The organism is Pseudalkalibacillus sp. R45, from assembly GCF_052246725.1.
Lineage (GTDB): Bacteria > Bacillota > Bacilli > Bacillales > Fictibacillaceae > Pseudalkalibacillus.
Map to the genome: position 1 here is coordinate 53,810 of NZ_JBQQCL010000009.1, position 22,850 is coordinate 76,659.

Genomic DNA, 22,850 nt, shown 5'->3' on the forward strand with positions numbered 1-22,850 from the left:
TGTACTTATGAAACGAGAAGATATTATTCGGAAAATGAATGACCATACACCTACCATTATCGGAAACAAGGTGTTGAATCATTACGCGATCCTTCTCCCATTAATCCAAAAGGAAGACGGACTACATCTCTTGTTTGAAGTCCGCTCACTCAATATGAGGCGTCAGCCGGGGGAAATCTGCTTTCCAGGAGGAAGAGTGGATGCTCAGGACGAACACCCGCAAGATGCGGCGGTAAGAGAAGCAAAAGAAGAACTAGGGATTACAGACGAGGAGATTACAGATGTTTCTCCTTTTGATTATATGCTTTCCCCGTTTGGTATGATGGTGAATACGTATGTAGGCTTTATAAATTGTTCAGATGCAGATATTGAACCGAACCCTGCTGAGGTAGAGGAAGTGTTTACAGTTCCGCTATCATTTTTCAAAAACACACCACCAAAGATTCATTATGTAAATTTCGAGGTGAAGCCGGAAGACGGTTTTCCATTTCATCTGATTGCAAATGGTGAAGACTACCAATGGCAGACACGGAAAATCGAAGAATACTTCTATGTTTATGAAGGTCAGGTAATCTGGGGGCTTACTGCAAGGATCCTGCATGCATTCGTTGAATTTATAGAGAAATGATCGTATAAGCAATTATTCTTGGAAATAAAGTTGGTGTTTTCTTGGACAGTGTCATCTTCATTCTGATCATTCTGGTGGCTTCGGTACTGCAGACAAGCACAGGGTTCGGCTTTTCAATTCTTGCGACCCCGTTTCTTTTATTGCTGTTTGAACCATCTGAAGCGATACAGATTAATTTGATATTATCGTTAATCATTTCCTGTGCTTTAATATCGAAAATCAGAAAAGATATTGATTTTGGAATTTTAAAAAGGTTTGTGATCGGGAGTACGATCGGCCTCCCGTTAGGCATCATCGTTTTTTTATCATTGGATATGACCAAGTTGAAATTGGGGATTAGTTTGATCATCTTCCTATTGACTGTACTATTGATTTTCAAATTTCGAATGAATCAAAGTAAGAATCGGGATTTGGTTGTCGGGGGATTATCCGGTTCGTTGACCACAAGCATCGGTATGCCTGGTCCGCCGATCTTACTTTATTTTTCGGGAACAGATACACAGAAGGAAAGATTGCGGGGGACCACATTAGCTTTCTATTTATTCATCTATTCAATGAGTCTGCTCATCCAAGTTGTTTTTGCAGGAACGAATCCAACGGTATGGCTATCGAGCGGGTATGCTTTACCATTAGTATTAGTAGGATTGTTTTTAGGTCAGCGGTTATTTAAAAAGATCAATCAAAGACTTTTCCGGATCTTCACATATATCATCCTGCTATTTACGGCAATTTACTTACTTAGTGAAAATTGGTCTGTTTGATTATGGTAAAATGCAGATAAGGACTATACGGAGGCATAGGCAATGACAACGATCAAAGATATTGCAAGACTGGCAAATGTATCGCGTACGACAGTATCACGTTACATAAACAATAATGGTTATGTGAGTGAAGAAGCGAGAAAGCGGATCATTAAAGCCATAAAAGAAACGGGATACATTCCAAGTGCACAAGCTAAATCACTCCGAACAAAGCGCTCAAGTGTTATTGGAGTGATTCTGCCTAAAATCAGTACGGAAACAGCCAGTAGAGTCGTAAACGGGATCAATGGGGAATTATCGAAATTCGGTTTTCAAACGTTACTTGCAAATACCCAGCTCAATGATGAAAAAGAAATCGAATATATCAAACTATTGCAAGGGCAGCAGGTTGACGGAATCATTTTGCTAGCCACAAATATTAATGATCGTCTTCTCGAAGCGATTAGAGGGATTAAAGTACCTTTCATTTCCTTAGGCCAAGACCTGCCAGGGGTCACTTCAATCGTATATGATGATTACAATGCGTCTGTCGAATTGACGGAACATCTTATTGAGCGGGGCCATCGGAAAATTGCTTTTATAGGTGTGGATGAAAAAGACCGTGCAGTCGGCTATCTACGTAAAAAAGCATTTTTAGATACCTGTGGGAAATTTGATTGTGAGTTGGATGAGAATTGGCTGCAAACAGGTGATTTCAGCTATGAATCCGGCTATGAAGCGATGGATAGAATTCTCACACAATCGAAGGCACGTCCGACGGCGATATTTGCCGTTACAGACCGAATGGCCATTGGAGCAATTGAATATTTAAAAGAAAGAAACATCTCTATTCCAGAAGATATAGCGATAGTAGGAATTGGTGCATCGGATCTGTCCAAATACATTACGCCCCCATTGACCACTGTCGATTACTTTAATGAAGAAGCAGGAAAGAAAGCTGCGAAATACATGCTTGAGAAATTGGAAAACAAACACATTGAATATAAAAGCTTTACATTAAACTATAGACTCATCGTGAGAAATAGTGTATAATGCACGTGAAAACGTTATCATTTTTTATATAACCGGTGTGGAATCGTTCACACGTTAGACGGGGTGCGTGTAATATTATTTTTTAAAGAAATGTGGAATCGTTCACACAAGGAACTTTTGAATGCGTTTACAAGCTTCCCGATCCTTCGCTTCAGTGGTAGATAAAAATCAGAATTAAAACAAATACTTTATGCTAAGAAAGGAAGGGTTTGTATTATGTCTGAGAATAAACACATCGCTCAAAGCATCATTGACGCAATAGGCGGCAAAGAAAACATCCAATCAATTGCCCATTGCGCTACTCGACTCCGTATCATGCTGAATGATAAGGAGTTGATCGATCAAGAAAAGGTCGAGTCCATTGATAAAGTCAAAGGTGCATTCTACAATTCAGGTCAATACCAGATCATTTTAGGGACGGGCACTGTAAACCGAATTTACGAGGAGCTTTCCAACCTCGGGGTCACGGAAGTTACTAAAGATGAACAGAAGAATGAAGCTGTAAAGCAAGGAAATTTCTTTCAACGTGCAATACGATCATTTGGAGATGTATTTGTACCCATCATTCCAGCACTAGTTGCAACTGGATTGTTTATGGGATTGCGTGGTCTTGTGATGCAGGAACAAATTCTCGCTCTTTTCGGGATGACACCAGATGATGTTTCAGAGAACTTCATTTTATTTACGCAGGTCTTGACTGATACTGCCTTCATTTTCTTACCTGCTTTAATTGCATGGTCGACTTTCAGGGTTTTTGGTGGTAATCCAACTGTAGGATTGGTATTAGGTTTCATGTTAGTATCGCCTTCATTGCCAGATGCATGGGAGGTAGCAGCAGGTGACGCAGAACCACTCACATTTTTAGGATTCATTCCGGTACTCGGTTATCAAGGTTCTGTTTTACCCGCATTTATCGCTGGTCTTGTTGGAGCGAAATTAGAAAAACGGATTCGAAAAATGGTGCCTGAAGTCTTAGACTTGATTGTTACACCATTTTTGACGCTATTGGTCATGATTGCACTCTCCCTATTGGTGATTGGACCGGTTTTCCATGCTGTCGAAGAGGCCATACTCCAAGGGACACTTACAATTTTGGAATTGCCATTCGGGTTAAGTGGATTAATTATCGGTTTCTTCCATCAAATCATTGTTGTAACTGGGGTTCATCATATATTCAACTTCTTGGAAATTCAGCTTTTGGAACGGTTCAGCAATAATCCGTTCAATCCGATCATCACATGCTCCATAGCTGCACAAGGTGGAGCCGCTCTTGCAGTCGGTCTAAAATCAAAATCGAAAAAACTGAAGGCATTGGCACTTCCATCAGCCCTCTCTGCCTTTTTAGGAATTACAGAACCAGCTATCTTCGGGGTTAACCTACGCTATGTAAAACCATTTGTCATGGGTCTTATTGGTGGAGGAGTAGGAGGTTTTATGGCAACACTTTTCGGACTGAAAGCAACGGGTATGGCGATCACAGTGATCCCAGGTACGCTATTGTTCTTAAATGACCAAATCCTGCTCTATATTCTCGTCAATCTTGTTTCAATAGCTGTGGCGTTCGGTCTGACATGGGTCATTGGCTATTCGGAAAAAAATAAACCAGTTCAGAAAGAAACAGCATAAAAATTTAAGGCTCTTTTCTAAAAGATTGTTGCTTATGAGTTATTTTTAAAAAATCACCTTGTGCAAGTTGATTGGAGAGCAAGGTGCGAGACTCCTCGAAAATGAAAATCGCATTTTCTTCGTGCGATGTAACGCTGCCGAAGCTTTCCTTGTCCTACGGGATCAGCGTGCCTACTACCTGAATAATCTCCTCGCAAGGCATGCGACGAGAAAGCTCGCTTCGACAGGACTTTCTTGTAGACGCAGGAGCACAAATGCTTCCTTGAAAAGGAGACTCCTGAGGTCGCAAAACGACGAGTGGGGTCACCGCACGCCCCGCGAAAAGCGAGCATCCGGGAGCGGAAATCAACGACTTTTAAAGAAAACTTGGCGAGACCAAGCCTTGTGTAGGTCGAGCCTTAGTTGCCCTTATACTGAAGAAAGTATTTTATACTTTCTTTAAGTGCAAGAGCAACAATGTTTGCGAAAACAGCCAAATTTAAAAAGCTTATAAGGTATTGAAGACCTTGTCCAGATACAGGGTCTTCTTACTATTGGTAATGTAGCAACATTCAGATAGACAGAGGAGAGGTATCATGCAGAACAAGGACCGCTCATTAAGAAAGAAAGCTTATGAAGAGATAAAAAAATATCAAGAGGTAGTGGATAGTGACCCATACCGCCTGGATTATCACTTGATGCCTCCGGTAGGATTAATGAACGATCCGAATGGACTCATCCATTGGAAAGGCGAGTTTCATGTTTTTTTCCAATGGATGCCGTTTAAAACAGGACATGGAGCAAAGTTCTGGGGACATTATTCATCTCGCGACCTTATTCATTGGACATGGCAACCGATCGCACTGACGCCAAGTGAATGGTATGAACAAAATGGTTGTTATTCCGGAAGTGCAGTCAACCATGAGGGAAAACTGAACGTATTCTATACGGGTAATGTCAAAAATGATAAGGGAGAACGCGAGACCTATCAATGTTTAGCTGTCTCCGAGGATGGGATCCATTTTGAGAAAAAAGGAGTCGTCATCCATTTGCCAGAAGGGTATTCAGCCCATTTCCGTGATCCTAAAGTATGGAAACATCAAGATAAATGGTATATGATAATCGGCGCTCAAACAAAGGAACAACTTGGGTGTGCAGTCCTTTACACGTCAGATGATCTAATGGGTTGGGAGTTGAAAGGCGAAATTTCAAGCTCAAAAGAACACGATTATCTTGGCTATATGTGGGAGTGCCCGGATTTATTCCATTTGGATGATATAGATGTTTTCATGTTTTCTCCCCAAGGCCTGGGATCACAAGGCATTCACTATAACAATGTTCATCAATCGGGCTATGTTATTGGTGAACTTGACTATGATCGTGCTGTTCTTCATCATGGTCCTTTCTGTGAACTTGACCGTGGTTTTGAGTTTTATGCTCCACAGACTACTCTAGATGATGAAGGGCGGCGAATATTAATCGGATGGATGGGGGTTCCAGACCAGGATGAAGAAAAACAGCCAACTCGGGCTTATAAATGGATCCACAATATGACCATTCCGAGAGAACTTCGCGTAAAAAAGGGGAAAATCCGTCAAAGCCCTGTGAAAGAACTTAAAAAGATGCGACGGAACCTTTTTCAAAAGAAAGATCTCAAGGTAAATGACGAATCGCTGCATCTTTCTGAACTTGATGGGGCTGTCATGGAAGTATTTTTAAAGTTTGGGGACGCAGATGCTTTCAACCGCTTTGAAATCGATCTATTCGACTATGCAAAAGTGATTTATCAAAACGAAACAAAAGTGCTTACCCTTGAAAGGAAGAACGTTGACAATAAGTCTATAGAATCAAGAAGTTGTCAGATATCGAAGCTAGAGACATTACAATTGTTCATCGATCATTCTTCCATCGAGGTCTTTGTTAATGAGGGTGAGGAAGTCTTTACTGCCCGGATTTTTCCCGATAAAAAGAACGCTTCTATCCACTTTTCAGCGTCTGGGTCAGTCACCTTTGATTTATGGAAGTGGGATTTGACCGGGTATACGTACCAAACTTCTGAAAAGGCAATGAGAGAAGCAAACAAGAACCCATAGGACAATTTTAGAGGATGATACAAAAAAGCTCACAGAGAACGTTTCTGTGGGTTTTTTTACTGTTATACTTATAAATATGGATCAGTATTTTTCAAGGAGGTTAACAGTGTGAAAGATTCTAAGATAATACATAACACGGCATATATCGAACAATTGAAAGAGTTTTTAAAGATACCGAGTATTTCAACGCTTCCCGAGCATAAAGAGGATGTGCGAATGGCGGCAGAGTGGCTCGCTGCATCACTTGAAGAGATCGGTATGGAAAACATTGAAATGGTAGAAACAGTGGGACATCCAATTGTCTACGCAGACTGGCTGCACGCGGACGATAAGCCTACTGTATTGATATACGGCCATTATGATGTTCAACCGGCGGACCCGATAGAATTATGGGATTCGCCTCCGTTTGAACCTGAAGTAAGAGATGACAAGCTTTATGCAAGAGGTGCCACAGACGATAAAGGCCAGCTTTTCATTCATGTAAAAGCCCTTCAAACGTTGATGGATGAAGACGGGAAACTGCCAGTAAATGTAAAGCTTTGCATCGAAGGCGAAGAGGAACAGGCAAGCCCGAATCTGCCCCCTTTCATAAAACAACATACAGACAAGCTATCTTGTGATGCAGTGCTTATTTCCGATACTTCGTTCATTGAAAGAGGACAACCAGCGATTTGTACGTCTCTTCGGGGGGCGCTGGCTTTGGAACTTTTCGTGAAAACAGCAAACTCCGATCTTCATTCTGGTGTATATGGCGGAGGAGTTCCAAATGCTGCACATAATCTCGTTAGACTATTAGACTCCTTACACGAACAAAATGGAAAAGTAGCCGTTGAAGGATTCTACGAAGGAGTACCAGATCCTACGGAAGAATTGAAGCAGGAAGTGGCTGCTATTCCATTTAATGAAGAGAAGAAGAAGAAAGAGTTAGGATTGGAAGCGTTATTTGGTGAAGAAGGGTTTACTTTCCTTGAACAAACCGGCATTCGGCCAACACTTGAAATAAACGGGATTACTGCTGGATTTCAGGGAGAAGGGATCAAGACGATTGTTCCTTGTGAGGCGAGTGCAAAGATCAGCTGCCGTCTTGTTGGTAAGCAAGATCCACAAACCGTTTTTGAAAAGATTAAAAAGCATGTCGAGACCAACAAACCCGCAGGTTCAAAGGCTGTATTGAAACAATCGATCCAAGCTGCGCCTGTCTTACTAAACTCCAAGAATCCGATGATACAAAAAGCGGCAGATTCATATGAAACGGTATATGGTGTGCAACCTCTATTCCCTAAAGATGGTGGCTCCATACCGATTGTAGAGGTATTTTCAACAGTACTGGATGCTCCAGTTGTACTGATGGGCTTTGGTTTACCTTCCGAAAATCTCCATGCACCAAACGAGCATTTCCATTTAGAAAACTTTACGCTTGGAATAGAAACCGTCTGTCATTATCTGAAATCTTTAGGTTGAGAACGAATTGAACAAGAAGAAGGAGCCATGTTGAAAATTCAATTCAACAGGCTCCTTTCTTTTTCATTTACAGAAAGTATAAATACTTTCTTCAATATTAGGACAACTAAGGCTCAGCCTGCACTAAAGCTTGGCAGTGCGAAGTTTTCTTTAGGCATCCATAATTTCTGAGAGTATTTCGTATGAATGTAACCGTGCTTTATGGTCATAGATTTGAGAAGCAACAATCAGTTCGTCTGCATTCGTTTCCTCAAGAAACCTCTTAAGCTTTTCTTTTACAGTTTCAGGACTTCCGATGATAGAGCCTCCTAATTGTTGTTGCAATGCTGCCTTTTCATATTCAGTCCATCTTCCTTCCATGCTTTCCACAGGAGGCTGTAGCGGACCCAGCCTATTTCGTATCAAATTTAAAAATTGTTGTTGTAATGAAGTTGCCAACCATTGTGCTTCTTCATCCGTATCAGCTGCGATTACATTGACACCTACCATTGCGTAAGGTTCCTTAAGTACATCGGATGGTTCGAAATAGTTGCGATATACCTCTAGTGCAGGAAGAGTGTTGTTGGGTGAGAAATGGCTGGCAAAAGCGAACGGTAAGCCTTCTCGTGCAGCCAATTCAGCACTGAAACCACTTGACCCTAATAACCAGATTGGAACGTCCAATCCTTCACCTGGATAAGCTCGTACTTTCATGTTTTCATTAGTTTTCGATGGATCGAAGTAGCTGCGAAGTTCTTCTAACTGCTCTGGGAAGTCTTGAGCATCCTGTTTGTGATGTCGTCTTAGTGCATATGCAGTTCTCTGATCAGTTCCAGGTGCTCTTCCTAGACCTAAGTCAATCCTTCCAGGAAATAATGTTTCCAGGGTCCCGAATTGCTCAGCTATCACAAGTGGTGCATGATTCGGCAGCATGATCCCACCTGAGCCTACACGTATCGAAGAAGTGTTTGCAGCAACATGACCGATTACTACTGAGGTAGCAGAACTCGCAATTGCTGGCATATTGTGATGTTCTGCCAGCCAATACCGTCTATATCCCCATTTTTCAGCATGTTGTGCTAAATCTACTGTATTTTGAAAAGAGTCAGAGGGTGTACCACCAGCTAAGATAGGAGAAAGATCTAATACCGAAACTGGAATACCTATGAATGTTTGTTCTGATGACATACTCTCACTTCTTTCTTTTATATAGTTACTGATTAATCTTATCAATAATCAGTTCACTTATAAAAAAGTATGCCTGGTATTACCAGGTTCCCATATTTGTTATGAATAATCTTAGAATGAATCATCTAATATTGTTGTCATATAACAGCTCCTTAATGGAGCTTTTTTTATGGTCATTTTTAATATCAAGGTTCTGTAATATAACAGAACCAGTTGTCTATAAAAATTTTTTGAATACAAAAAAGCCTATATAACAGGGTTTTAAGTAATAAATTAATAAATTTCAAAAAAATCAAAAAATGGGTACACAAAATAATATGATTTATGTATACTGTACTATAACAGAAAAAGAAATAGGGAATTAAAACAAAAAAGGAGGAATTACAAATGGCTTTGGAAAATCCGGTTCAATTTTTCAAAAACTTGCCCAAGAAAAAATGTCCTGAATGTGGACAGACGATCGTGGAACAGGCTGAGTCATATTTCATGGAGTGTGAGCACTGCTTGTCTAAGAAAGCAGAATAGAAGGATGAGGGGAACCTCGTCCTTTCTATTTCTCACTTGAAGAAAGTATAAAATACTTTCTTCAGTATAAGCGCAACTAAGGCTAAGCCTGCGCCTAAGGCTTGACTTTGCCAAGTTTTCTTTATATGAATACTTAATGGTCATAACAAAAAAGTAATCGAGGAAAGAAATATCAATTTATTAAACGTTTAGAAGTGACATTCCTAGTAAACCCATGTCGGTAAAGACTCTGATTTGTTACAGAAAACCAAGGATATTCGTGAATCAAAATGGATGATTCAAGCTTACCTAAAATTAAGCTGATAAAGATAAGGGAGGATATATCATTGATTAAAAAAAAGATCGAACAATTAGAGCGCGATTGGAAGAATAATGAACGTTGGAAAGGGGTTACGAGACCCTATACAGGTGAGGATGTAGTACGTTTAAGAGGCTCAATTGAAATTGAACATACACTAGCAAGACATGGTTCGGAAAAGCTTTGGAAGCTCCTTAATTCGGATGGTTATATCAACGCTCTTGGTGCTTTGACAGGGAACCAGGCCATGCAACAGGTTAAGGCAGGGTTGAAGGCAATTTACTTAAGCGGGTGGCAGGTTGCTGCCGATGCAAACCTTTCAGGCAATATGTATCCTGACCAAAGTCTTTATCCAGCCAATAGTGTTCCTCAGGTTGTGAAACGGATCAACCAGACTCTGCAACGTGCTGATCAGATTCAGTGTATGGAAGGATCGGATGATACTGATTGGTTCGCTCCGATTGTAGCAGATGCTGAGGCCGGTTTCGGTGGTCAGTTGAATGTGTTCGAACTTATGAAGAGTATGATTGAAGCAGGAGCAGCTGGTGTTCACTTCGAGGATCAATTATCTTCTGAGAAAAAATGCGGGCATTTAGGAGGGAAAGTCTTGCTTCCAACTCAAACTTCCGTCCGTAACTTGATATCAGCGCGATTCGCAGCAGATGTCATGGGGGTACCGACGATTATTGTTGCTCGTACGGATGCGAACGCTGCAGATCTTATCACTAGTGATATCGACCCGGTGGATGCAGATTTTATCACTGGTGAACGCACACCAGAAGGATTCTACCGTACAACGGCGGGCATTGATCAAGCGATTGCAAGGGGACTTTCATACGCACCTTATGCAGATTTGGTATGGTGTGAAACATCCGAACCGAACCTTGAGGAAGCGAAACAATTTGCTGATGCAATTCATGAAAAATATCCAGGTAAACTACTTGCATACAATTGCTCACCTTCATTCAACTGGAAAGCTAAATTAGATGATCTGACGATTGCTAAATTCCAGAAAGAGCTTGGTAACATGGGATATAAGTTCCAATTTGTCACTCTTGCAGGCTTCCATGCCTTAAACCACAGCATGTTTGAATTGGCAAGACAATACAAGGATCGAGGAATGGCTGCATATTCTGAGCTGCAAGAAGCTGAATTCAACAGCGAAAAATACGGATATTCAGCAACAAGGCATCAACGTGAAGTTGGAACGGGTTACTTTGATGAAGTAGCTAAGGTCATTTCAGGGGGTACTTCATCTACAACCGCACTCACAGGCTCGACAGAAAGTGATCAATTCCGATCCGCTAACTAGGAAAGAATCAACAATATTCAACCATTTACTCCCCTCCTGTTCAGCGGAATAGGAGGGGAGTTTTTGCATTCTATTTATGGTGTGTTATTTAGGTATTCTCTCATTATCATTCTGCACGATTTTTTTCATTTTAACAACGGCTTACCAGCATACCCCTAATTATAATATTATCCCAATAATTAATTGAGTCTTCTTCCTCTTTTGTAATCTAATAGACCTATTCTTATGCATTTGCACCTCTTCATCAATTCACCAACACATCCTTTCAAAAAAATTAAAAATATCTTATATTGCACTGGTTTTATCGTATATTTCAAATCGAACTTCGATCCACCCCTTCCAGCCCCACTATCAAATCTTTTCTCTGTATCTATTCATGTCATATCACTCTGTAAATATGACAATAAATTACAACATAAGGCACAAATAATCGACTTTATCTTCATTTTATATTGTTTACTAGAGAGTAGGGGAGAGGAATAATCTACTAAATAATGGAATGTACACAAAAATGTATACATGTACACAAAAAGTAAACATAAAGTATACAAAAACGTGTACAAGTAAACAAATCTGTACACATACTGATATATAAAGTGTTTGCAAAATGTGTACATGTACACGAAAAAGAACACGAAAAAAGACACATTGACTATTCGTCGATTGTCTAATAAGTTTAATCTATTAAATACTTTTCTCTGAGAGGGGTAATGTTAGTATGACTAAATCAAGAGTTGCTGCAGTTGATGTTGGTAATGATGCAGTAAAAGCGAACTTTGGAAAACTTGAAAATGCTTTGTACATTCCTAATGTCATTGCGAGAGATATGGAAGATCGTCCTGTCATTGGAATTGAGGAATTGGACGAAAAAGACCCGATTGATAATATACATATCCGTGTCCATTCTCCAGCGCTAAAAGAAAACAATGCCGTTTATCGTGTGGGTAATTTGGCGACAAAAACGAGTAATTCAACAGAGTTGGATCCAGGAAGCAGTAAATCAGAAGAAGATCAAACATTGATCATGTTGTTTGCTTCAATCGCATTAGACGCGGTGGGTTACGGCAGGAAAGAAAGCAATGACAATAAAAAAGTAATTGAAGCGAATTATACGCTGGGGACAGGTTTACCACTTAGGGAAGTCAAGGAAGGGAAAGATGTCGGCTACCGTTCTCAATTGTTGGGTTCTGTACACCAGGTTGAATTCCTGGTGACCCCTCGTTATCAAGGATTGAAAGTGAATATCAAATTCGATGAAGTAAAAGTATATCCAGAAGGATTCGCCGCTTTTGTCAATTTAGTAATGGATAATGATCTCAACATCATTAATAAAGAGTTGATTGACAAACAAATCCTCATTCAAGATATCGGAGGACTTTCGACAGATATCGCAGTCATTCGTAACCGGAATGTGGATGATGATAAAGCACAAGGTTTCAACCTGGGTGTTGCAGAATCACTTGAGGCAATCCGGGATGAAATTTTAACAAAGCACGGAGTAGAACTGGACAGCCGACGAGATGTGGTCGATATCATCACTAGAAAGAACAATCGTCATCACATCATGGTAAAAGGAAGCCGTACGAATGTCCATGACATAACAGACCGGATCCTCTTGGAACTTGCGAAAAAACAATATCGTTATTTGCGAAACGTTTGGCAGCGTAATTCCCAAACAGAGATTTGCTATTTCGTAGGTGGGGGATCTGCGGTGCTTAAGGATTATTTGAAGACGCTGAATAATAATTTGGACGGATTCAATATTGAATTCTTTGAGGATGAGAACGAAAGTGTCTGGATGATGGCAAACGCATACTATAAATTGATTTCAGATTTCATCCGTAAGAACACAAAAGAGACGAAAGATGAAAAGAAAGCGACTGCATCAGCTAAGTAGGTGAGTGTATGAGTGGTTCAAAAAAAGGTGTTGAACGGGGGCAGACGATCACGTTTCGTGTACCCTCAGATACACCGGATCATCTTTTAAAACAACTGCAAAGGCTAAAAGAAACTGAGAGAAGAAACTTTTCTAGTAAAATAGCGCAGTATGTATTGCAAGGAGTGAACGAAACCTTTGCGAAAGAGAGAGAAACGATTACAATCCCTTTGCCAAAGCAGTTGACAAAAGCACAGAGGAATTGGATCAAGCATGAGCACTCAGAAGCGTTGCTCGGAAGCATCCTGTTCCATTTGATTAATGATCCCATGCGTGCTACGACGCTTCTCGCATCACTGAACAGCAGTTCAATCGATATTGATGAAGCTCTATATCTACAAGAAGATGAGGCAGCCGCTGCATTGACAAGCTTCCAGTCAGACGCGTACAGTTCCGGTAAAGATAAAGATGTAGCACAGAAATGGGTAGAAAACGATGAGGACCTTGATGGAATCAACTTAGAGAACCTGCAAAATGAACTTCAATCGCAACAAGAAGATGAGGTTGAAGAAGACGATGATCCATTAGGCGATTTTCTTTCCAGTATGAATAAGTAAAGAAAAACAAGTAGCGATGAAATCCCGCTACTTGTTTTTTGATGCCCCTGTATCCATGGTATTTGATAGCTCGATCATGAATTAAGTACTCAAGAACCGCTTAAGGAAGGATTGAAGTCTAGGGCTTTGTGGGTTTTCAAAAATTTCTTGAGGGCTTCCTTGTTCTTCAATCAGTCCATCGTGCAGAAAGACGATTCGATCGGCTACATCCCTTGCAAAATCCATTTCGTGTGTGACGAGAATCATGGCCATATCCGATTCTTTTGCAATTTCTTTTATAACCTGTAGAACTTCCCCAACGAGCTCAGGATCTAACGCAGAAGTGACCTCATCGAACAGCATGATTTTCGGCTGCATGACCACTGCCCTGGCAATGGCAACCCTCTGTTGTTGACCGCCAGATAATTGAAGAGGATAAGCATCGATTTTTTCTCCAAGCCCTACCTTCTTAAGCATATCAATTGCCCTTTTTTCAGCTTCATCCCTAGGAGTACCTTTCACATGGATTTGAGCTTCAGTTACATTTCTCAGGATCGTCATATGGGGGAATAGATTGAATTGTTGGAAAACCATACCGATATCCCCTCGGATTTTGCGTAAATGGTTTTCATCAGCGGGCACCAACTTCCCATTCACTTCTTTATGCCATAGGGGTGTACCGTCTACCATTATGACGCCATCAGTAAGTTCCTCCAGTGTCATTAACATTCTGATGATGGTAGTTTTCCCTGAACCACTTGGGCCGATCAATGCGACTCTTTCTCCAGGATTGATTTCAAGGTCTAGTCCTTTTAAAACCTCTAAATCACCAAATTTCTTTGTAACCTTTTCATATTTAACAAGTGGTTGATTTTGAATTGCATTATTTGTCATTGGTCCGTCCTTTCTCTTCATCAATCATTAGGTTGGGTTATTTTTTTAACGGCTGCCCTTTCCATAAGCTTGATTCGACCATTTTTCCAGTCTGTTGATAAGTAAAGCAGATGGGTAGCTGAGCAAAAGAAATAGTAAACCTACAATGGTTAATGGTTCGAGGTATTTAAAGTGATCTGCTCCAATCAAGAATGCTTTTTGTAGAAATTCAACTACCCCGATTGCCATTAAAAGTGGCGTTTCTTTAAATAAAATGATCAAGTAATTTCCAAGCATAGGAATCACAGGGGGGATGGCTTGAGGAAGTATGACTTTGAACCAAGTCTGTGATTTGGTAAAGTTCAATGCTCTTGCAGCTTCCCATTGCCCTTTTTCAATTGAATCAATCCCAGAACGGTATACTTCCGACACATACGTACTGTAATGGATTCCCAGGGTAAGGATTCCAGCAACATATTTATTAAGAGAAATGCCGATCAACGGTAAGGCAAAATAAACAAAAAATAGTTGGACTAACGGAGGAGTACTCCGTATAAATTCAATAAATCCGTACACAATCCAAGATAGAGGCTTGAAGCTGGAACGCCGGGCAAAGGTCAATATCAGGCCAAATACCAGGGCTACTGCATAAGCCCCAAATGTTATTCCGATTACAAGCCAGATTACATTGAATATTTCCGGGAAAACTTCTATTGCGAACGCCCAATCCCAAGTCATGCCTTCGCCACTCCTTTCGATGCTCTAGCTTCTAGTCGCCGCACAATGATGATAAGTGGCAAAGCGATTATAAAATAGAGAATTAATAAGAGAATGAACACAGGAACCGTGTAGCTGAGGTTCGTATTTTGGATGATCAAGCCACGATAGGTGAGATCCCCTAATGTAATCAGGGATACAAGGGATGTTCCTTTCAGGAGTTCAATCGAGTTGTTCCCCAAACCTGGGAGCATGATCCGGAATGCTTGGGGTAGAATGACTAATTTCAATCGTTGCCATCGAGTCATATTCAACGCGATGGAAGCTTCTGTCTGTGTTTTGGGAATCGCCAGGATTGCGCCTCTTACAACCTCAGAAGCATAAGCTCCGTAGTTTAGACTCAATGCTAAAACTCCTGCCCAGAAGGCTGAAAATTCAACCCCAAAAGCAGGCAAAGCGAAGAAGATCCAGAACATTTGCACGAGTAAGGAGGTGCCTCGGAATAATTCAACGTAAAGCATGGTCAAGGTCCGTATGCTGGAGAACTGCGATACTCTGCCTAGACCGGCTATGAAAGCGATCAAATAGGTCAATACTGCAGCTGTAACTAATATTTTGATCGTCATCCATCCTGCAGGTAATAATTTATTTAAAATGTCCAAATAAACGTTAATGTTGTCTCACATCCTTCAATTTTGATCGTAAGGACCTAATCTTTCACAGAAAATGAACTTAAGAAAAGAACAGGCCCTCCTTTTTAAGAGCGCCTGCCTCAAAAACGTACTTGCTATATGAGAATGGAGCCTATTCGCCACATAAAGCTTCTGCTGTCTTATCTCCTGGCAGGTCCTCTTCTGTGAAGCCGAATGGTTTAATGATTTCTAATAGTTCTCCAGATTCCTTCAATTTTTCGAGCTCCTTATTGTAAGCATTGATAAGTTCTTCGTCTGACGGGTTAAACGCTGCGGCACCATACCCACGAACACTTTCTCCATCCACAGTAGGTTGTGCGAAATCTTCCACTCGATCGATATTCTTTGCATTTGCTGTTTCGAGAGCAGCTTCAAGAGTAGGACCAGTCATCGTGATTGCATCGACACGCCCGGATTCAAGTGATGAAATGTTCGCTGGAATATCAGATACGATTTCCATTTGGCTTTCTTTAACTCCAGCAGCCTTTAAGTAATCGATTTCGATGGCACCATTCATGACTGAAATTTTAGCATCGGGATTATTAGCTATATCCTCATAGCTATGAAGATCCAACGGGTTTCCCTTTTGTACTGCGAGTGCTTCCCCGATACTGTATTCTGGTTCCCCAAATGCAACCTCTTTACATCTGTCAGGTGTTATGTACATACCAGCAGTAATGACGTCAAACTTTCCAGCCTTCAGCCCTGGAATCAAAGAACTGAATTTTACTAACTCACCTTCCATTTCCTCTATGCCTATCTCTTTGAAAATTTTCCGGGCAATTTCAACAGCTTCCCCGGTAAGTTTTCCATTTTCGTCTTCATATGCATATGGATTTTCACCTGCAAAACCAACTGTGATTTTGCCTTCTTCCTTCGCTCTTTCAAGGGTAGAGCCATCACTGTCAGCATCTGAATTATTTCCACAAGCCGCTAATAAAAACATTGTGGCGATCAAGATAAATAACGAAATTTTTTTCAATTTTTGAACCTCCTTAAAAGTTTTATACATAAAAAAAGACGGAAAGTATTTTTGAAAGGAATCAGCTTGAGTGACAAAAGAACTATCTTATAAGTATAGGGGACTCGATTTCAGGGTACAAAGACCAAATTTGGTTATATATTCAAATATAAAGCTATATAGAATTTAGAGATTAGAAAAGTTTGAATATTCTCACTTATCCTCTGATATCCTCAAAAATTGTCAATTATTCATAATCCTGAAACCAATTTGATCATCGGTTCCCAATTTATTACTTTGTAATGTAATTGTTACGTTTGTTTTATTCTCAAAATAGAAACCGTTAAAATTCCTTTAAACATGGGGAAACTTTCATTACAAGAAAATATTATTCGACAATATTATATGAAAAAAACGGAATATCTTTTCCACCTTTATCCAACGGTGGTTTTAATACCAAATCAAAGGGGGTATACTCCCTCTAACATTCAAATATTAAATTGGTTAGACCCTTTATCACTCTAAAATTAAATCGAAAGGAGAATGTCAGTATGGCTGTTCAAAAAAGTACGGATAGTTCAAGTCTTGCAGAAGTCATTGACAGGATATTAGATAAAGGAATCGTAATTGATGCGTTCGCTAGAGTATCTCTCGTGGGAATTGAAATATTGACCGTAGAAGCAAGAGTCGTTATCGCAAGTGTAGATACATGGTTGAGATATGCGAATGCAGTAGGATTGCTTCGCGATGATGTCCAAGAGGAAGGATGGGTTCAAGGGAACGAACGACAAGGACAATTAAGTTTTTGATCATCATTGAAACTGACAGAACTCTAATTGATGAAGATCACTAATAGAAGGGAAAAGAAAGGTAATGACAGATAAACAAAAAAATACTCTATCCACGAATACGCAGCCAAATTCGATAAATCTTGCCATCATTGGAGGAGTTGTTGGTGCTAGCATTGGTCTTCTTTCAAGTCCAGGTACCGGGAAAAAGGTCGTAAGCAATATAGGACAATCCGAAGTGGTCAGAGCTGCAGGAAATGAACTGCGCAGGACAGCTCAGCAAATGATCACTGAGCAAGCTATGATGGCTCTGCGTCAAACCGCTGCAGGTTATTGGAGTAAATACGAAGGGACGCTTCTGAAACCTGGTGCCTTACTCAATGAAGGCACGGAGGACGAAGAAGTAAAGGAGTCTAGAGCTGATTCAGATGAACGATACAACGAATTGAAAGAAGAAAATAAAAATCTAAATGACCAATTGCAGAGGATCGAAGAAAAATTGAATGCATTGTTAGATGATAAAAAATAGTGAGACCCACCTTAAAGGGGGGATTCCATGACTGATAAACCTGTAAAAAAGGTGGCAAAAAAAGCAGTAAGCAAGGCTATTGAGAAAACACCTTCATCTGTAAAAGAGAAGGTGAAGGATGAAGTGAAAGAAAAAGCCAAAGAGAAGATGACAAATGATCTTCAGGAAAAAGCGGATGAAGCGTCTGAAAAATTAGCAAATGCAAAAGAACAAAACGCAGAAAAAGTACATGGTAAAGCAGACAAAGCACAGGACAAGGTACAAGACGTTCTGTTATCTGTCCGGGAAAAATTAGCCAAAGTGAAAGAAGCGGGGCAAGAATTTCAAGAAAAAATCTCTTCCTCCAATTCGAACAAAAACGGAACGAAATTGAAAGGCGTTAAAGATATCAAGGGGGCTAACGATATCAAAAGTTCCCAGAACATCAAGAGCTCTACGGATATCAAAAGCTCTACGGATATCAAATCTTCAACTGATATCAAGACATTAGGTTCGTAAAACCTAAGATTGTGAAAGGAGAATGTAACAATGGCTGTTCAAAAAAGTACAGATAGTTCAAGTCTAGCGGAAGTAATCGACAGAATTCTCGATAAGGGAATTGTCATCGATGCATTTGCAAGAGTTTCTGTTGTAGGTATTGAGATTTTAACTGTTGAAGCACGCGTTGTCATTGCAAGTGTGGACACGTGGTTACGTTATGCGGAAGCAGTTGGCCTATTAAGAGATGAAGTAGAAGAAGAAGGATTACCGCAACAAACGAATGAACGCAGAAATGCACAATTCAGTATTTAGAGGTGAGGGGGCTTTAACGAAGCCCTCCCCTTCATAAATCAAAAGACTAAGTGGAGGCGACTATGGAAATCAAAGAGATCATGAAGAATGTCGGTGATTTTTTCAAAGAGCATGTTGCTCCTCCGCATAAGATCACATCTGTAGAGGCAGCAGAGGATGAAGGTTGGAAAGTCACAATCGAAGTAATTGAAGAAAAAGAATATATGAAAAAATACGCAAAAGACGAAATGGTTGGTACCTATGAAGTCTTGGTCAATAAAGAAAAAGAGGTCACCTCGTTTAAGAGACAGGATATCCGCTTCAGAAGCGCGATCGATGTTGAAGTCTAGGAGGTAACCAGAGGGAGGCTTCAATGGCTGTATTGAAAGAACAGATAAAGAAAGACTCACGAGATTTAATTCAGGATCCAGAAACAACACAGTTGCTTTCCCGCTCCATGCAATACTTGAAAGCTGGATATCCGATCCATTTCACAGGGCCAACAGGTGCAGGGAAGACATCGCTTGCACTTGCTCTTGCGAAGAAACGAAAAAGACCGGTCATGGTCATGCACGGGAATCATGAACTGAACAATAAGGATTTGATTGGCGATTTTAGAGGCTATACAAGTAAAAAGGTCGTTGATCAGTATGTACGCAGGGTTTATAAGAAGGATGAGACTGTAACGGAATCATGGGAGGACGGTCGTTTGCTTGAAGCAGTCAAGCATGGCTATACGCTTGTTTACGATGAGTTTACACGTTCTCAGCCAACGACGAACAACCTGTTTTTATCCATTCTGGAAGAAGGTGTACTTCCATTATACGGTTCAAAGCATACGGAGCCCTTCTATCGGGTTCATCCAGAGTTTTCAGTGATATTCACAAGTAATCCTGCAGAGTACGCGGGTGTTTATAAAACCCAGGATGCCCTGTTGGATCGATTGGTGACGATATTTGTGGATTACAAGAGTATTGATGGGGAAACTGAAATTGTTTCTGAAAAGCTTGGAATCGATGAAGATGACGCAAGGGCGATTACGATTCTCGTCTCTAATTTACGGGACAAATGCTCGAAAGACAATAGCAATGTGCCGAGCATTCGATCATCCATTATGATTGGAAGGATCGCATTAGAACAAGATATTCCGATCGATGGTGAGGATGAGGAATTTCAACGGCTATGTATTGATATTCTCAGTTATCCGATGAGTCGATGTATTGACGCAGATGATCCTCGCGCAGCGGCAGAAGAATTGATACTAAAAGAATGCAGCAATATATAAAACGGTGGGCATGAAAAAGGAGAGATAAGATGGCTGAGCAAGAAGAACAGGGGATATATCTATTTTGCGGGATCCAAACTGATCAAGAAGATGAGTTCGGTACAGTTGAAATAGAAGGCAGAGAAAGAGAAATATTCACAATACGGCATGAAGATGCTGCCATGGTGTGTGCCGAAGTCCCGATGAAAATCTACCACCCCAACAAGGAAAACCTGATGTTTCATCAAAATACTGTTTCGAAAGTAATGGATCAGAAAGATACCGTAATTCCGATCAGTTTTGGAAATGTCTTCAAAACGAAGGATGATGTAAAGGTCCTTCTTGAAAATCTTTATCCACAATTTAAGAAACTGTTCCCTGAAATCAAAGGGAAAATAGAACTGGGGTTGAAAGTCATTGGCAAAAAAGAATGGCTAGAATCAAAGGTCAATGAAAATCCTGAAGCTGTTAAGAAAGCGGAAGCTGTCCGCGGCAAATCAGAAGCAGCAAGTTATTATGAGCGTATTCAACTAGGCGGAATGGCTCAAAAGATGGTTACCGAAATTCAGAATGAAATCAAAACTGAAATTTTTGCTCCTCTGGAGGAAACAGCTGAAGCTGCAAAAGCAAATGATCCTCTCGGTGAAAAAATGCTCTTGAATGCCTCATTCTTAGTTGATCGAAACCAGGAGGAAGTATTCGATCAAAAGGTGAATGAAGCGCATGAAAAATGGAAGGATAAGGTTGATTTCAACTATACAGGTCCATGGCCAGCTTATAATTTCGTCAACATACGCTTGAGCGTTGAGGAAAGCTGATGCTGCACAAACTGGTTACCTCACCCATGAATCTTGTCATCAAAGTCGGTGAAAAAGTGAAAGAGGAAGTCGACAAGGAACTGTATGACCTTCCAACAATTCAGCAAAAGCTTATTCAGCTTCAGATGATGTATGAACTCGAGGAAATACCAGAGGATGTTTATAAAGAAAAAGAAGAGGAACTGTTACAAAGGTATGAAATTGCAAAACAAAAAGAAATGGAACAATGGGAAGAAATGACGAAGAAGAAGGAATGAGGTAATGGAAATGGCTCAACTCATCTATTTATACGGCTTAATTCCAACAACAGAAGCAACAGAAAAAACATTTCCATCGTTTAAGGGTTTTGATGGTGAATCTGAGCTTTACACCATACAGCTCAATAAGATCACCGCGGTTGTATGTAACCTTGACTCTGAAGAGTATTCCGAAGAAAACATCAAAGAAAAAATCGATAGTGACATGGAATGGCTACAGGAAAAGGCATTTCATCATCATGAAACACTTATTGCATTATACAAGGAATATACCATCATCCCTTTGAAGTTCTGCACGATTTATAAAAACGAACAAAGCTTACGAGGGACGATCGAAGCAAGTGAAAGTAAGATTGAACAAACTTTCAAAACACTTGAGGGAAATGAAGAATGGAACCTTAAAATCTATTGCGAAGATGAAAAATTGAAGCAGGATGTAAGCAAAAACAATAACGAAATAGAAGCGAAACGGAAAGAAATCAGTACCATGACTCCAGGAAGGCAGTTTTTCGAAAAGAAAAAAATAGATGAGTTGCTTGAATCGGAACTTGAAAATGAGAAAAACCGTGTTTGTGATGGGTTACATGAAAAGCTTAAGGCATTTGCCATTCAAGCAGAAGTCAAAAGAAACTGGAGTAAAGACGTCACAGGTCTGAAAGAAAACATGACTTGGAATAGTGTGTTTCTGCTTCCAGTCGATAAAGTTGATTCCTATCTAGAAGAAGTCAAACGTTTAGAAGAGGAATTAGGACAGAAAGGTTGGAGATTTGAAGCATCAGGACCGTGGCCTGCTTATCATTTTTCCAGCTTTTCGTGAAGAGAGGGATCTGAGGATGTCACATAGAGGAATGAAAGAATCGATTGAAAATAAGGATATTGCACTTATAGATATTTTAGACGTCATTCTTGATAAAGGAGTGGCAATCAGAGGAGATATCATCATATCAATTGCAGGCGTAGACCTGGTGTATTTGGATTTGCGAGTATTGATCTCCTCAGTAGAAACACTCGTACAATCTCAACAAAATAATCATTTATCATCTGAGAACTTTGAAAAACAAAGGGGTGAACTGACAGATGCAATCGGAGACTCAAACAAATGATTCACGGATCAACCTTGACCCTGATAATGCTGAACAAGGATTGGCACAATTAGTCATGACTGTAATCGAATTAGTACGTCAGATCGTTGAACGGCATGCAATGAGACGGGTAGAAGGGGGAAATCTTACTGATGAACAGATTGAAGACCTCGGTGTAGCCCTGATGAATCTTGAAGAAAAAATGGAAGAATTAAAAGACATCTTTGGCCTTGATGCTGAAGATTTGAATATAGATTTAGGTCCATTAGGAAACCTGCTTCGATAGAAGGAATTCCTATTAACGGTATGACAATAATAAGTTTTGTTTTTAATGGGTCCAGTAAAAGGACCAAGGAGGGATAAACAATGGCTGTTGAACATCCAGTGCAATCACATACAATTGTCGATGTTCTAGAAAAGGTCTTGGATAAAGGTGTGGTCATTGCAGGTGATATCCGAGTAGGATTAGCCGATGTCGAATTACTGACCATCAAAATCCGTTTGATTGTTGCTTCCGTTGATAAAGCGAAGGAAATCGGTATGGATTGGTGGGAAACGGATCCTTACTTGAGTTCAAAAGCAACAGAAGATCAAACAAAAGCTCTAGAAGATGAAAACAAGGAATTAAAAGAGAGACTAGATAAACTTGAAAATAACGTTAATCATACAAATCGATTGAATGCTAAAGATCTTAAATAATGGCTTTGCTGATTTTGGCGAAATTCACTCCTTTTCCGGGGCGAA

General features: G+C 40.2%; 27 protein-coding genes. 22 read left to right on the top strand and 5 right to left on the bottom strand.

Features of this window, described 5'->3' with window-relative positions:
• Positions 1-7: 7 nt before the first annotated feature.
• From ACTWQL_RS15635 to ACTWQL_RS15660, 6 genes are all read left to right on the top strand, one after another.
• The gene (locus ACTWQL_RS15635) at positions 8-628 is read left to right on the top strand and encodes an NUDIX hydrolase (protein ID WP_443143360.1); all 621 of its coding nucleotides are present in this window, start codon (positions 8-10) and stop codon (positions 626-628) included.
• A gap of 41 nt (positions 629-669) precedes the next feature.
• Complete coding sequence (locus ACTWQL_RS15640) at positions 670-1,389, top strand: sulfite exporter TauE/SafE family protein (protein ID WP_443143361.1); 720 nt, start codon at positions 670-672, stop codon at positions 1,387-1,389.
• A gap of 42 nt (positions 1,390-1,431) precedes the next feature.
• Complete coding sequence (locus ACTWQL_RS15645) at positions 1,432-2,421, top strand: LacI family DNA-binding transcriptional regulator (protein WP_443143362.1); 990 nt, start codon at positions 1,432-1,434, stop codon at positions 2,419-2,421.
• Positions 2,422-2,637: 216 nt separating this feature from the next.
• Positions 2,638-4,047 carry a sucrose-specific PTS transporter subunit IIBC gene (locus ACTWQL_RS15650; RefSeq protein WP_443143363.1) on the top strand — a complete coding sequence of 470 codons (1,410 nt, stop codon included), beginning with the start codon at positions 2,638-2,640 and terminating at the stop codon, positions 4,045-4,047.
• Between the two features lie 575 nt (positions 4,048-4,622).
• A complete protein-coding gene (locus ACTWQL_RS15655; RefSeq protein ID WP_443143364.1) occupies positions 4,623-6,119 on the top strand; it encodes a glycoside hydrolase family 32 protein in 1,497 nt (498 codons plus the stop codon).
• A 108-nt stretch (positions 6,120-6,227) separates the two neighbouring features.
• Entirely contained in the window at positions 6,228-7,580 is a 1,353-nt protein-coding gene (locus tag ACTWQL_RS15660) for a dipeptidase (RefSeq protein ID WP_443143365.1), read from the top strand.
• A gap of 150 nt (positions 7,581-7,730) precedes the next feature.
• Here the strand turns inward: ACTWQL_RS15660 and ACTWQL_RS15665 are convergent, their stop codons facing one another.
• Positions 7,731-8,747, bottom strand: coding sequence for an LLM class flavin-dependent oxidoreductase (locus tag ACTWQL_RS15665; protein ID WP_443143366.1), 1,017 nt, complete (start codon positions 8,745-8,747; stop codon positions 7,731-7,733).
• Between the two features lie 387 nt (positions 8,748-9,134).
• On the opposite strand from ACTWQL_RS15665, the gene yhfH reads away from it, so the two are divergent.
• From yhfH to ACTWQL_RS15685, 4 genes are all read left to right on the top strand, one after another.
• Positions 9,135-9,272, top strand: a complete 138-nt coding sequence (yhfH, locus tag ACTWQL_RS15670) for a protein YhfH (protein WP_221567469.1) — start codon at positions 9,135-9,137, stop codon at positions 9,270-9,272.
• Positions 9,273-9,598: 326 nt separating this feature from the next.
• Entirely contained in the window at positions 9,599-10,882 is a 1,284-nt protein-coding gene (gene aceA, locus ACTWQL_RS15675) for an isocitrate lyase (protein ID WP_443143367.1), read from the top strand.
• Positions 10,883-11,600: 718 nt separating this feature from the next.
• A complete protein-coding gene (locus ACTWQL_RS15680; protein WP_443143368.1) occupies positions 11,601-12,779 on the top strand; it encodes an Alp7A family actin-like protein in 1,179 nt (392 codons plus the stop codon).
• Positions 12,780-12,787: 8 nt separating this feature from the next.
• Complete coding sequence (locus ACTWQL_RS15685; RefSeq protein WP_443143369.1) at positions 12,788-13,375, top strand: hypothetical protein; 588 nt, start codon at positions 12,788-12,790, stop codon at positions 13,373-13,375.
• Positions 13,376-13,456: 81 nt separating this feature from the next.
• Here ACTWQL_RS15685 and ehuA read toward each other — a convergent pair whose 3' ends face one another.
• From ehuA to ehuB, 4 genes are all read right to left on the bottom strand, one after another.
• A complete protein-coding gene (gene ehuA / locus ACTWQL_RS15690) occupies positions 13,457-14,248 on the bottom strand; it encodes an ectoine/hydroxyectoine ABC transporter ATP-binding protein EhuA (protein ID WP_443143370.1) in 792 nt (263 codons plus the stop codon).
• Positions 14,249-14,293: 45 nt separating this feature from the next.
• Positions 14,294-14,965 carry an ectoine/hydroxyectoine ABC transporter permease subunit EhuD gene (gene ehuD, locus ACTWQL_RS15695; protein ID WP_443143371.1) on the bottom strand — a complete coding sequence of 224 codons (672 nt, stop codon included), beginning with the start codon at positions 14,963-14,965 and terminating at the stop codon, positions 14,294-14,296.
• A complete protein-coding gene (gene ehuC / locus ACTWQL_RS15700) occupies positions 14,962-15,618 on the bottom strand; it encodes an ectoine/hydroxyectoine ABC transporter permease subunit EhuC (protein ID WP_443143484.1) in 657 nt (218 codons plus the stop codon). Before ehuC ends, ehuD begins: the two co-directional genes overlap by 4 nt.
• Before the next feature lie 130 nt (positions 15,619-15,748).
• A complete protein-coding gene (ehuB, locus tag ACTWQL_RS15705) occupies positions 15,749-16,582 on the bottom strand; it encodes an ectoine/hydroxyectoine ABC transporter substrate-binding protein EhuB (protein WP_443143485.1) in 834 nt (277 codons plus the stop codon).
• A gap of 566 nt (positions 16,583-17,148) precedes the next feature.
• Here ehuB and gvpA (ACTWQL_RS15710) point away from each other — a divergent pair.
• The 12 genes from gvpA (ACTWQL_RS15710) (at position 17,149) to ACTWQL_RS15765 (ending at position 22,805) form a co-directional block, all read left to right on the top strand.
• Positions 17,149-17,406 carry a gas vesicle structural protein GvpA gene (gene gvpA / locus ACTWQL_RS15710; protein ID WP_443143372.1) on the top strand — a complete coding sequence of 86 codons (258 nt, stop codon included), beginning with the start codon at positions 17,149-17,151 and terminating at the stop codon, positions 17,404-17,406.
• Positions 17,407-17,470: 64 nt separating this feature from the next.
• Positions 17,471-17,914: a GvpT/GvpP family gas vesicle accessory protein gene (gvpT, locus tag ACTWQL_RS15715; RefSeq protein ID WP_443143373.1), complete on the top strand. Its 444-nt coding sequence runs from the start codon at positions 17,471-17,473 to the stop codon at positions 17,912-17,914.
• A gap of 27 nt (positions 17,915-17,941) precedes the next feature.
• A complete protein-coding gene (gene gvpQ, locus ACTWQL_RS15720; RefSeq protein WP_443143374.1) occupies positions 17,942-18,412 on the top strand; it encodes a gas vesicle protein GvpQ in 471 nt (156 codons plus the stop codon).
• A gap of 30 nt (positions 18,413-18,442) precedes the next feature.
• Complete coding sequence (gvpA, locus tag ACTWQL_RS15725; RefSeq protein WP_221567456.1) at positions 18,443-18,706, top strand: gas vesicle structural protein GvpA; 264 nt, start codon at positions 18,443-18,445, stop codon at positions 18,704-18,706.
• 62 nt (positions 18,707-18,768) lie between these two features.
• Positions 18,769-19,035 carry a gas vesicle protein GvpO gene (gene gvpO, locus ACTWQL_RS15730; protein WP_443143375.1) on the top strand — a complete coding sequence of 89 codons (267 nt, stop codon included), beginning with the start codon at positions 18,769-18,771 and terminating at the stop codon, positions 19,033-19,035.
• A gap of 23 nt (positions 19,036-19,058) precedes the next feature.
• Positions 19,059-19,970, top strand: coding sequence for a gas vesicle protein GvpN (gene gvpN / locus ACTWQL_RS15735; RefSeq protein WP_443143376.1), 912 nt, complete (start codon positions 19,059-19,061; stop codon positions 19,968-19,970).
• A 29-nt stretch (positions 19,971-19,999) separates the two neighbouring features.
• Positions 20,000-20,767 (top strand): GvpL/GvpF family gas vesicle protein, encoded by a 768-nt coding sequence (locus ACTWQL_RS15740; RefSeq protein ID WP_443143377.1) that lies wholly within the window; start codon positions 20,000-20,002, stop codon positions 20,765-20,767.
• Complete coding sequence (locus ACTWQL_RS15745; protein ID WP_261131321.1) at positions 20,767-21,024, top strand: gas vesicle protein GvpG; 258 nt, start codon at positions 20,767-20,769, stop codon at positions 21,022-21,024. Before ACTWQL_RS15740 ends, ACTWQL_RS15745 begins: the two co-directional genes overlap by 1 nt.
• A 10-nt stretch (positions 21,025-21,034) precedes the next feature.
• Positions 21,035-21,841, top strand: coding sequence for a GvpL/GvpF family gas vesicle protein (locus ACTWQL_RS15750; RefSeq protein ID WP_443143378.1), 807 nt, complete (start codon positions 21,035-21,037; stop codon positions 21,839-21,841).
• A 16-nt stretch (positions 21,842-21,857) separates the two neighbouring features.
• Positions 21,858-22,127 carry a gas vesicle protein gene (locus ACTWQL_RS15755; protein WP_443143379.1) on the top strand — a complete coding sequence of 90 codons (270 nt, stop codon included), beginning with the start codon at positions 21,858-21,860 and terminating at the stop codon, positions 22,125-22,127.
• Complete coding sequence (locus tag ACTWQL_RS15760) at positions 22,102-22,392, top strand: gas vesicle protein K (RefSeq protein WP_443143380.1); 291 nt, start codon at positions 22,102-22,104, stop codon at positions 22,390-22,392. Before ACTWQL_RS15755 ends, ACTWQL_RS15760 begins: the two co-directional genes overlap by 26 nt.
• Positions 22,393-22,472: 80 nt before the next feature.
• Positions 22,473-22,805, top strand: coding sequence for a gas vesicle protein (locus ACTWQL_RS15765; protein WP_443143381.1), 333 nt, complete (start codon positions 22,473-22,475; stop codon positions 22,803-22,805).
• Positions 22,806-22,850: the final 45 nt, after the last annotated feature.

What these genes read in the sequence shown, in the direction of transcription:
- gvpT (WP_443143373.1), top strand. Translation starts at nt 17,471, where the DNA reads ATGACAGATAAACAAAAAAATACTCTATCCACGAATACGCAGCCAAAT.
- ACTWQL_RS15765 (WP_443143381.1), top strand. Translation starts at nt 22,473, where the DNA reads ATGGCTGTTGAACATCCAGTGCAATCACATACAATTGTCGATGTTCTA.
- ACTWQL_RS15745 (WP_261131321.1), top strand. Translation starts at nt 20,767, where the DNA reads ATGCTGCACAAACTGGTTACCTCACCCATGAATCTTGTCATCAAAGTC.
- gvpA (WP_443143372.1), top strand. Translation starts at nt 17,149, where the DNA reads ATGGCTGTTCAAAAAAGTACGGATAGTTCAAGTCTTGCAGAAGTCATT.
- ACTWQL_RS15680 (WP_443143368.1), top strand. Translation starts at nt 11,601, where the DNA reads ATGACTAAATCAAGAGTTGCTGCAGTTGATGTTGGTAATGATGCAGTA.
- gvpO (WP_443143375.1), top strand. Translation starts at nt 18,769, where the DNA reads ATGGAAATCAAAGAGATCATGAAGAATGTCGGTGATTTTTTCAAAGAG.
- ACTWQL_RS15685 (WP_443143369.1), top strand. Translation starts at nt 12,788, where the DNA reads ATGAGTGGTTCAAAAAAAGGTGTTGAACGGGGGCAGACGATCACGTTT.
- gvpQ (WP_443143374.1), top strand. Translation starts at nt 17,942, where the DNA reads ATGACTGATAAACCTGTAAAAAAGGTGGCAAAAAAAGCAGTAAGCAAG.
- gvpN (WP_443143376.1), top strand. Translation starts at nt 19,059, where the DNA reads ATGGCTGTATTGAAAGAACAGATAAAGAAAGACTCACGAGATTTAATT.
- ehuD (WP_443143371.1), bottom strand. Translation starts at nt 14,965, where the DNA reads ATGACTTGGGATTGGGCGTTCGCAATAGAAGTTTTCCCGGAAATATTC.
- yhfH (WP_221567469.1), top strand. Translation starts at nt 9,135, where the DNA reads ATGGCTTTGGAAAATCCGGTTCAATTTTTCAAAAACTTGCCCAAGAAA.
- ACTWQL_RS15635 (WP_443143360.1), top strand. Translation starts at nt 8, where the DNA reads ATGAAACGAGAAGATATTATTCGGAAAATGAATGACCATACACCTACC.
- ehuB (WP_443143485.1), bottom strand. Translation starts at nt 16,582, where the DNA reads ATGTTTTTATTAGCGGCTTGTGGAAATAATTCAGATGCTGACAGTGAT.
- ACTWQL_RS15650 (WP_443143363.1), top strand. Translation starts at nt 2,638, where the DNA reads ATGTCTGAGAATAAACACATCGCTCAAAGCATCATTGACGCAATAGGC.
- ACTWQL_RS15655 (WP_443143364.1), top strand. Translation starts at nt 4,623, where the DNA reads ATGCAGAACAAGGACCGCTCATTAAGAAAGAAAGCTTATGAAGAGATA.
- ehuA (WP_443143370.1), bottom strand. Translation starts at nt 14,248, where the DNA reads ATGACAAATAATGCAATTCAAAATCAACCACTTGTTAAATATGAAAAG.
- ACTWQL_RS15750 (WP_443143378.1), top strand. Translation starts at nt 21,035, where the DNA reads ATGGCTCAACTCATCTATTTATACGGCTTAATTCCAACAACAGAAGCA.
- ACTWQL_RS15645 (WP_443143362.1), top strand. Translation starts at nt 1,432, where the DNA reads ATGACAACGATCAAAGATATTGCAAGACTGGCAAATGTATCGCGTACG.
- ACTWQL_RS15755 (WP_443143379.1), top strand. Translation starts at nt 21,858, where the DNA reads ATGTCACATAGAGGAATGAAAGAATCGATTGAAAATAAGGATATTGCA.
- ACTWQL_RS15740 (WP_443143377.1), top strand. Translation starts at nt 20,000, where the DNA reads ATGGCTGAGCAAGAAGAACAGGGGATATATCTATTTTGCGGGATCCAA.
- ACTWQL_RS15665 (WP_443143366.1), bottom strand. Translation starts at nt 8,747, where the DNA reads ATGTCATCAGAACAAACATTCATAGGTATTCCAGTTTCGGTATTAGAT.
- gvpA (WP_221567456.1), top strand. Translation starts at nt 18,443, where the DNA reads ATGGCTGTTCAAAAAAGTACAGATAGTTCAAGTCTAGCGGAAGTAATC.
- ACTWQL_RS15760 (WP_443143380.1), top strand. Translation starts at nt 22,102, where the DNA reads ATGCAATCGGAGACTCAAACAAATGATTCACGGATCAACCTTGACCCT.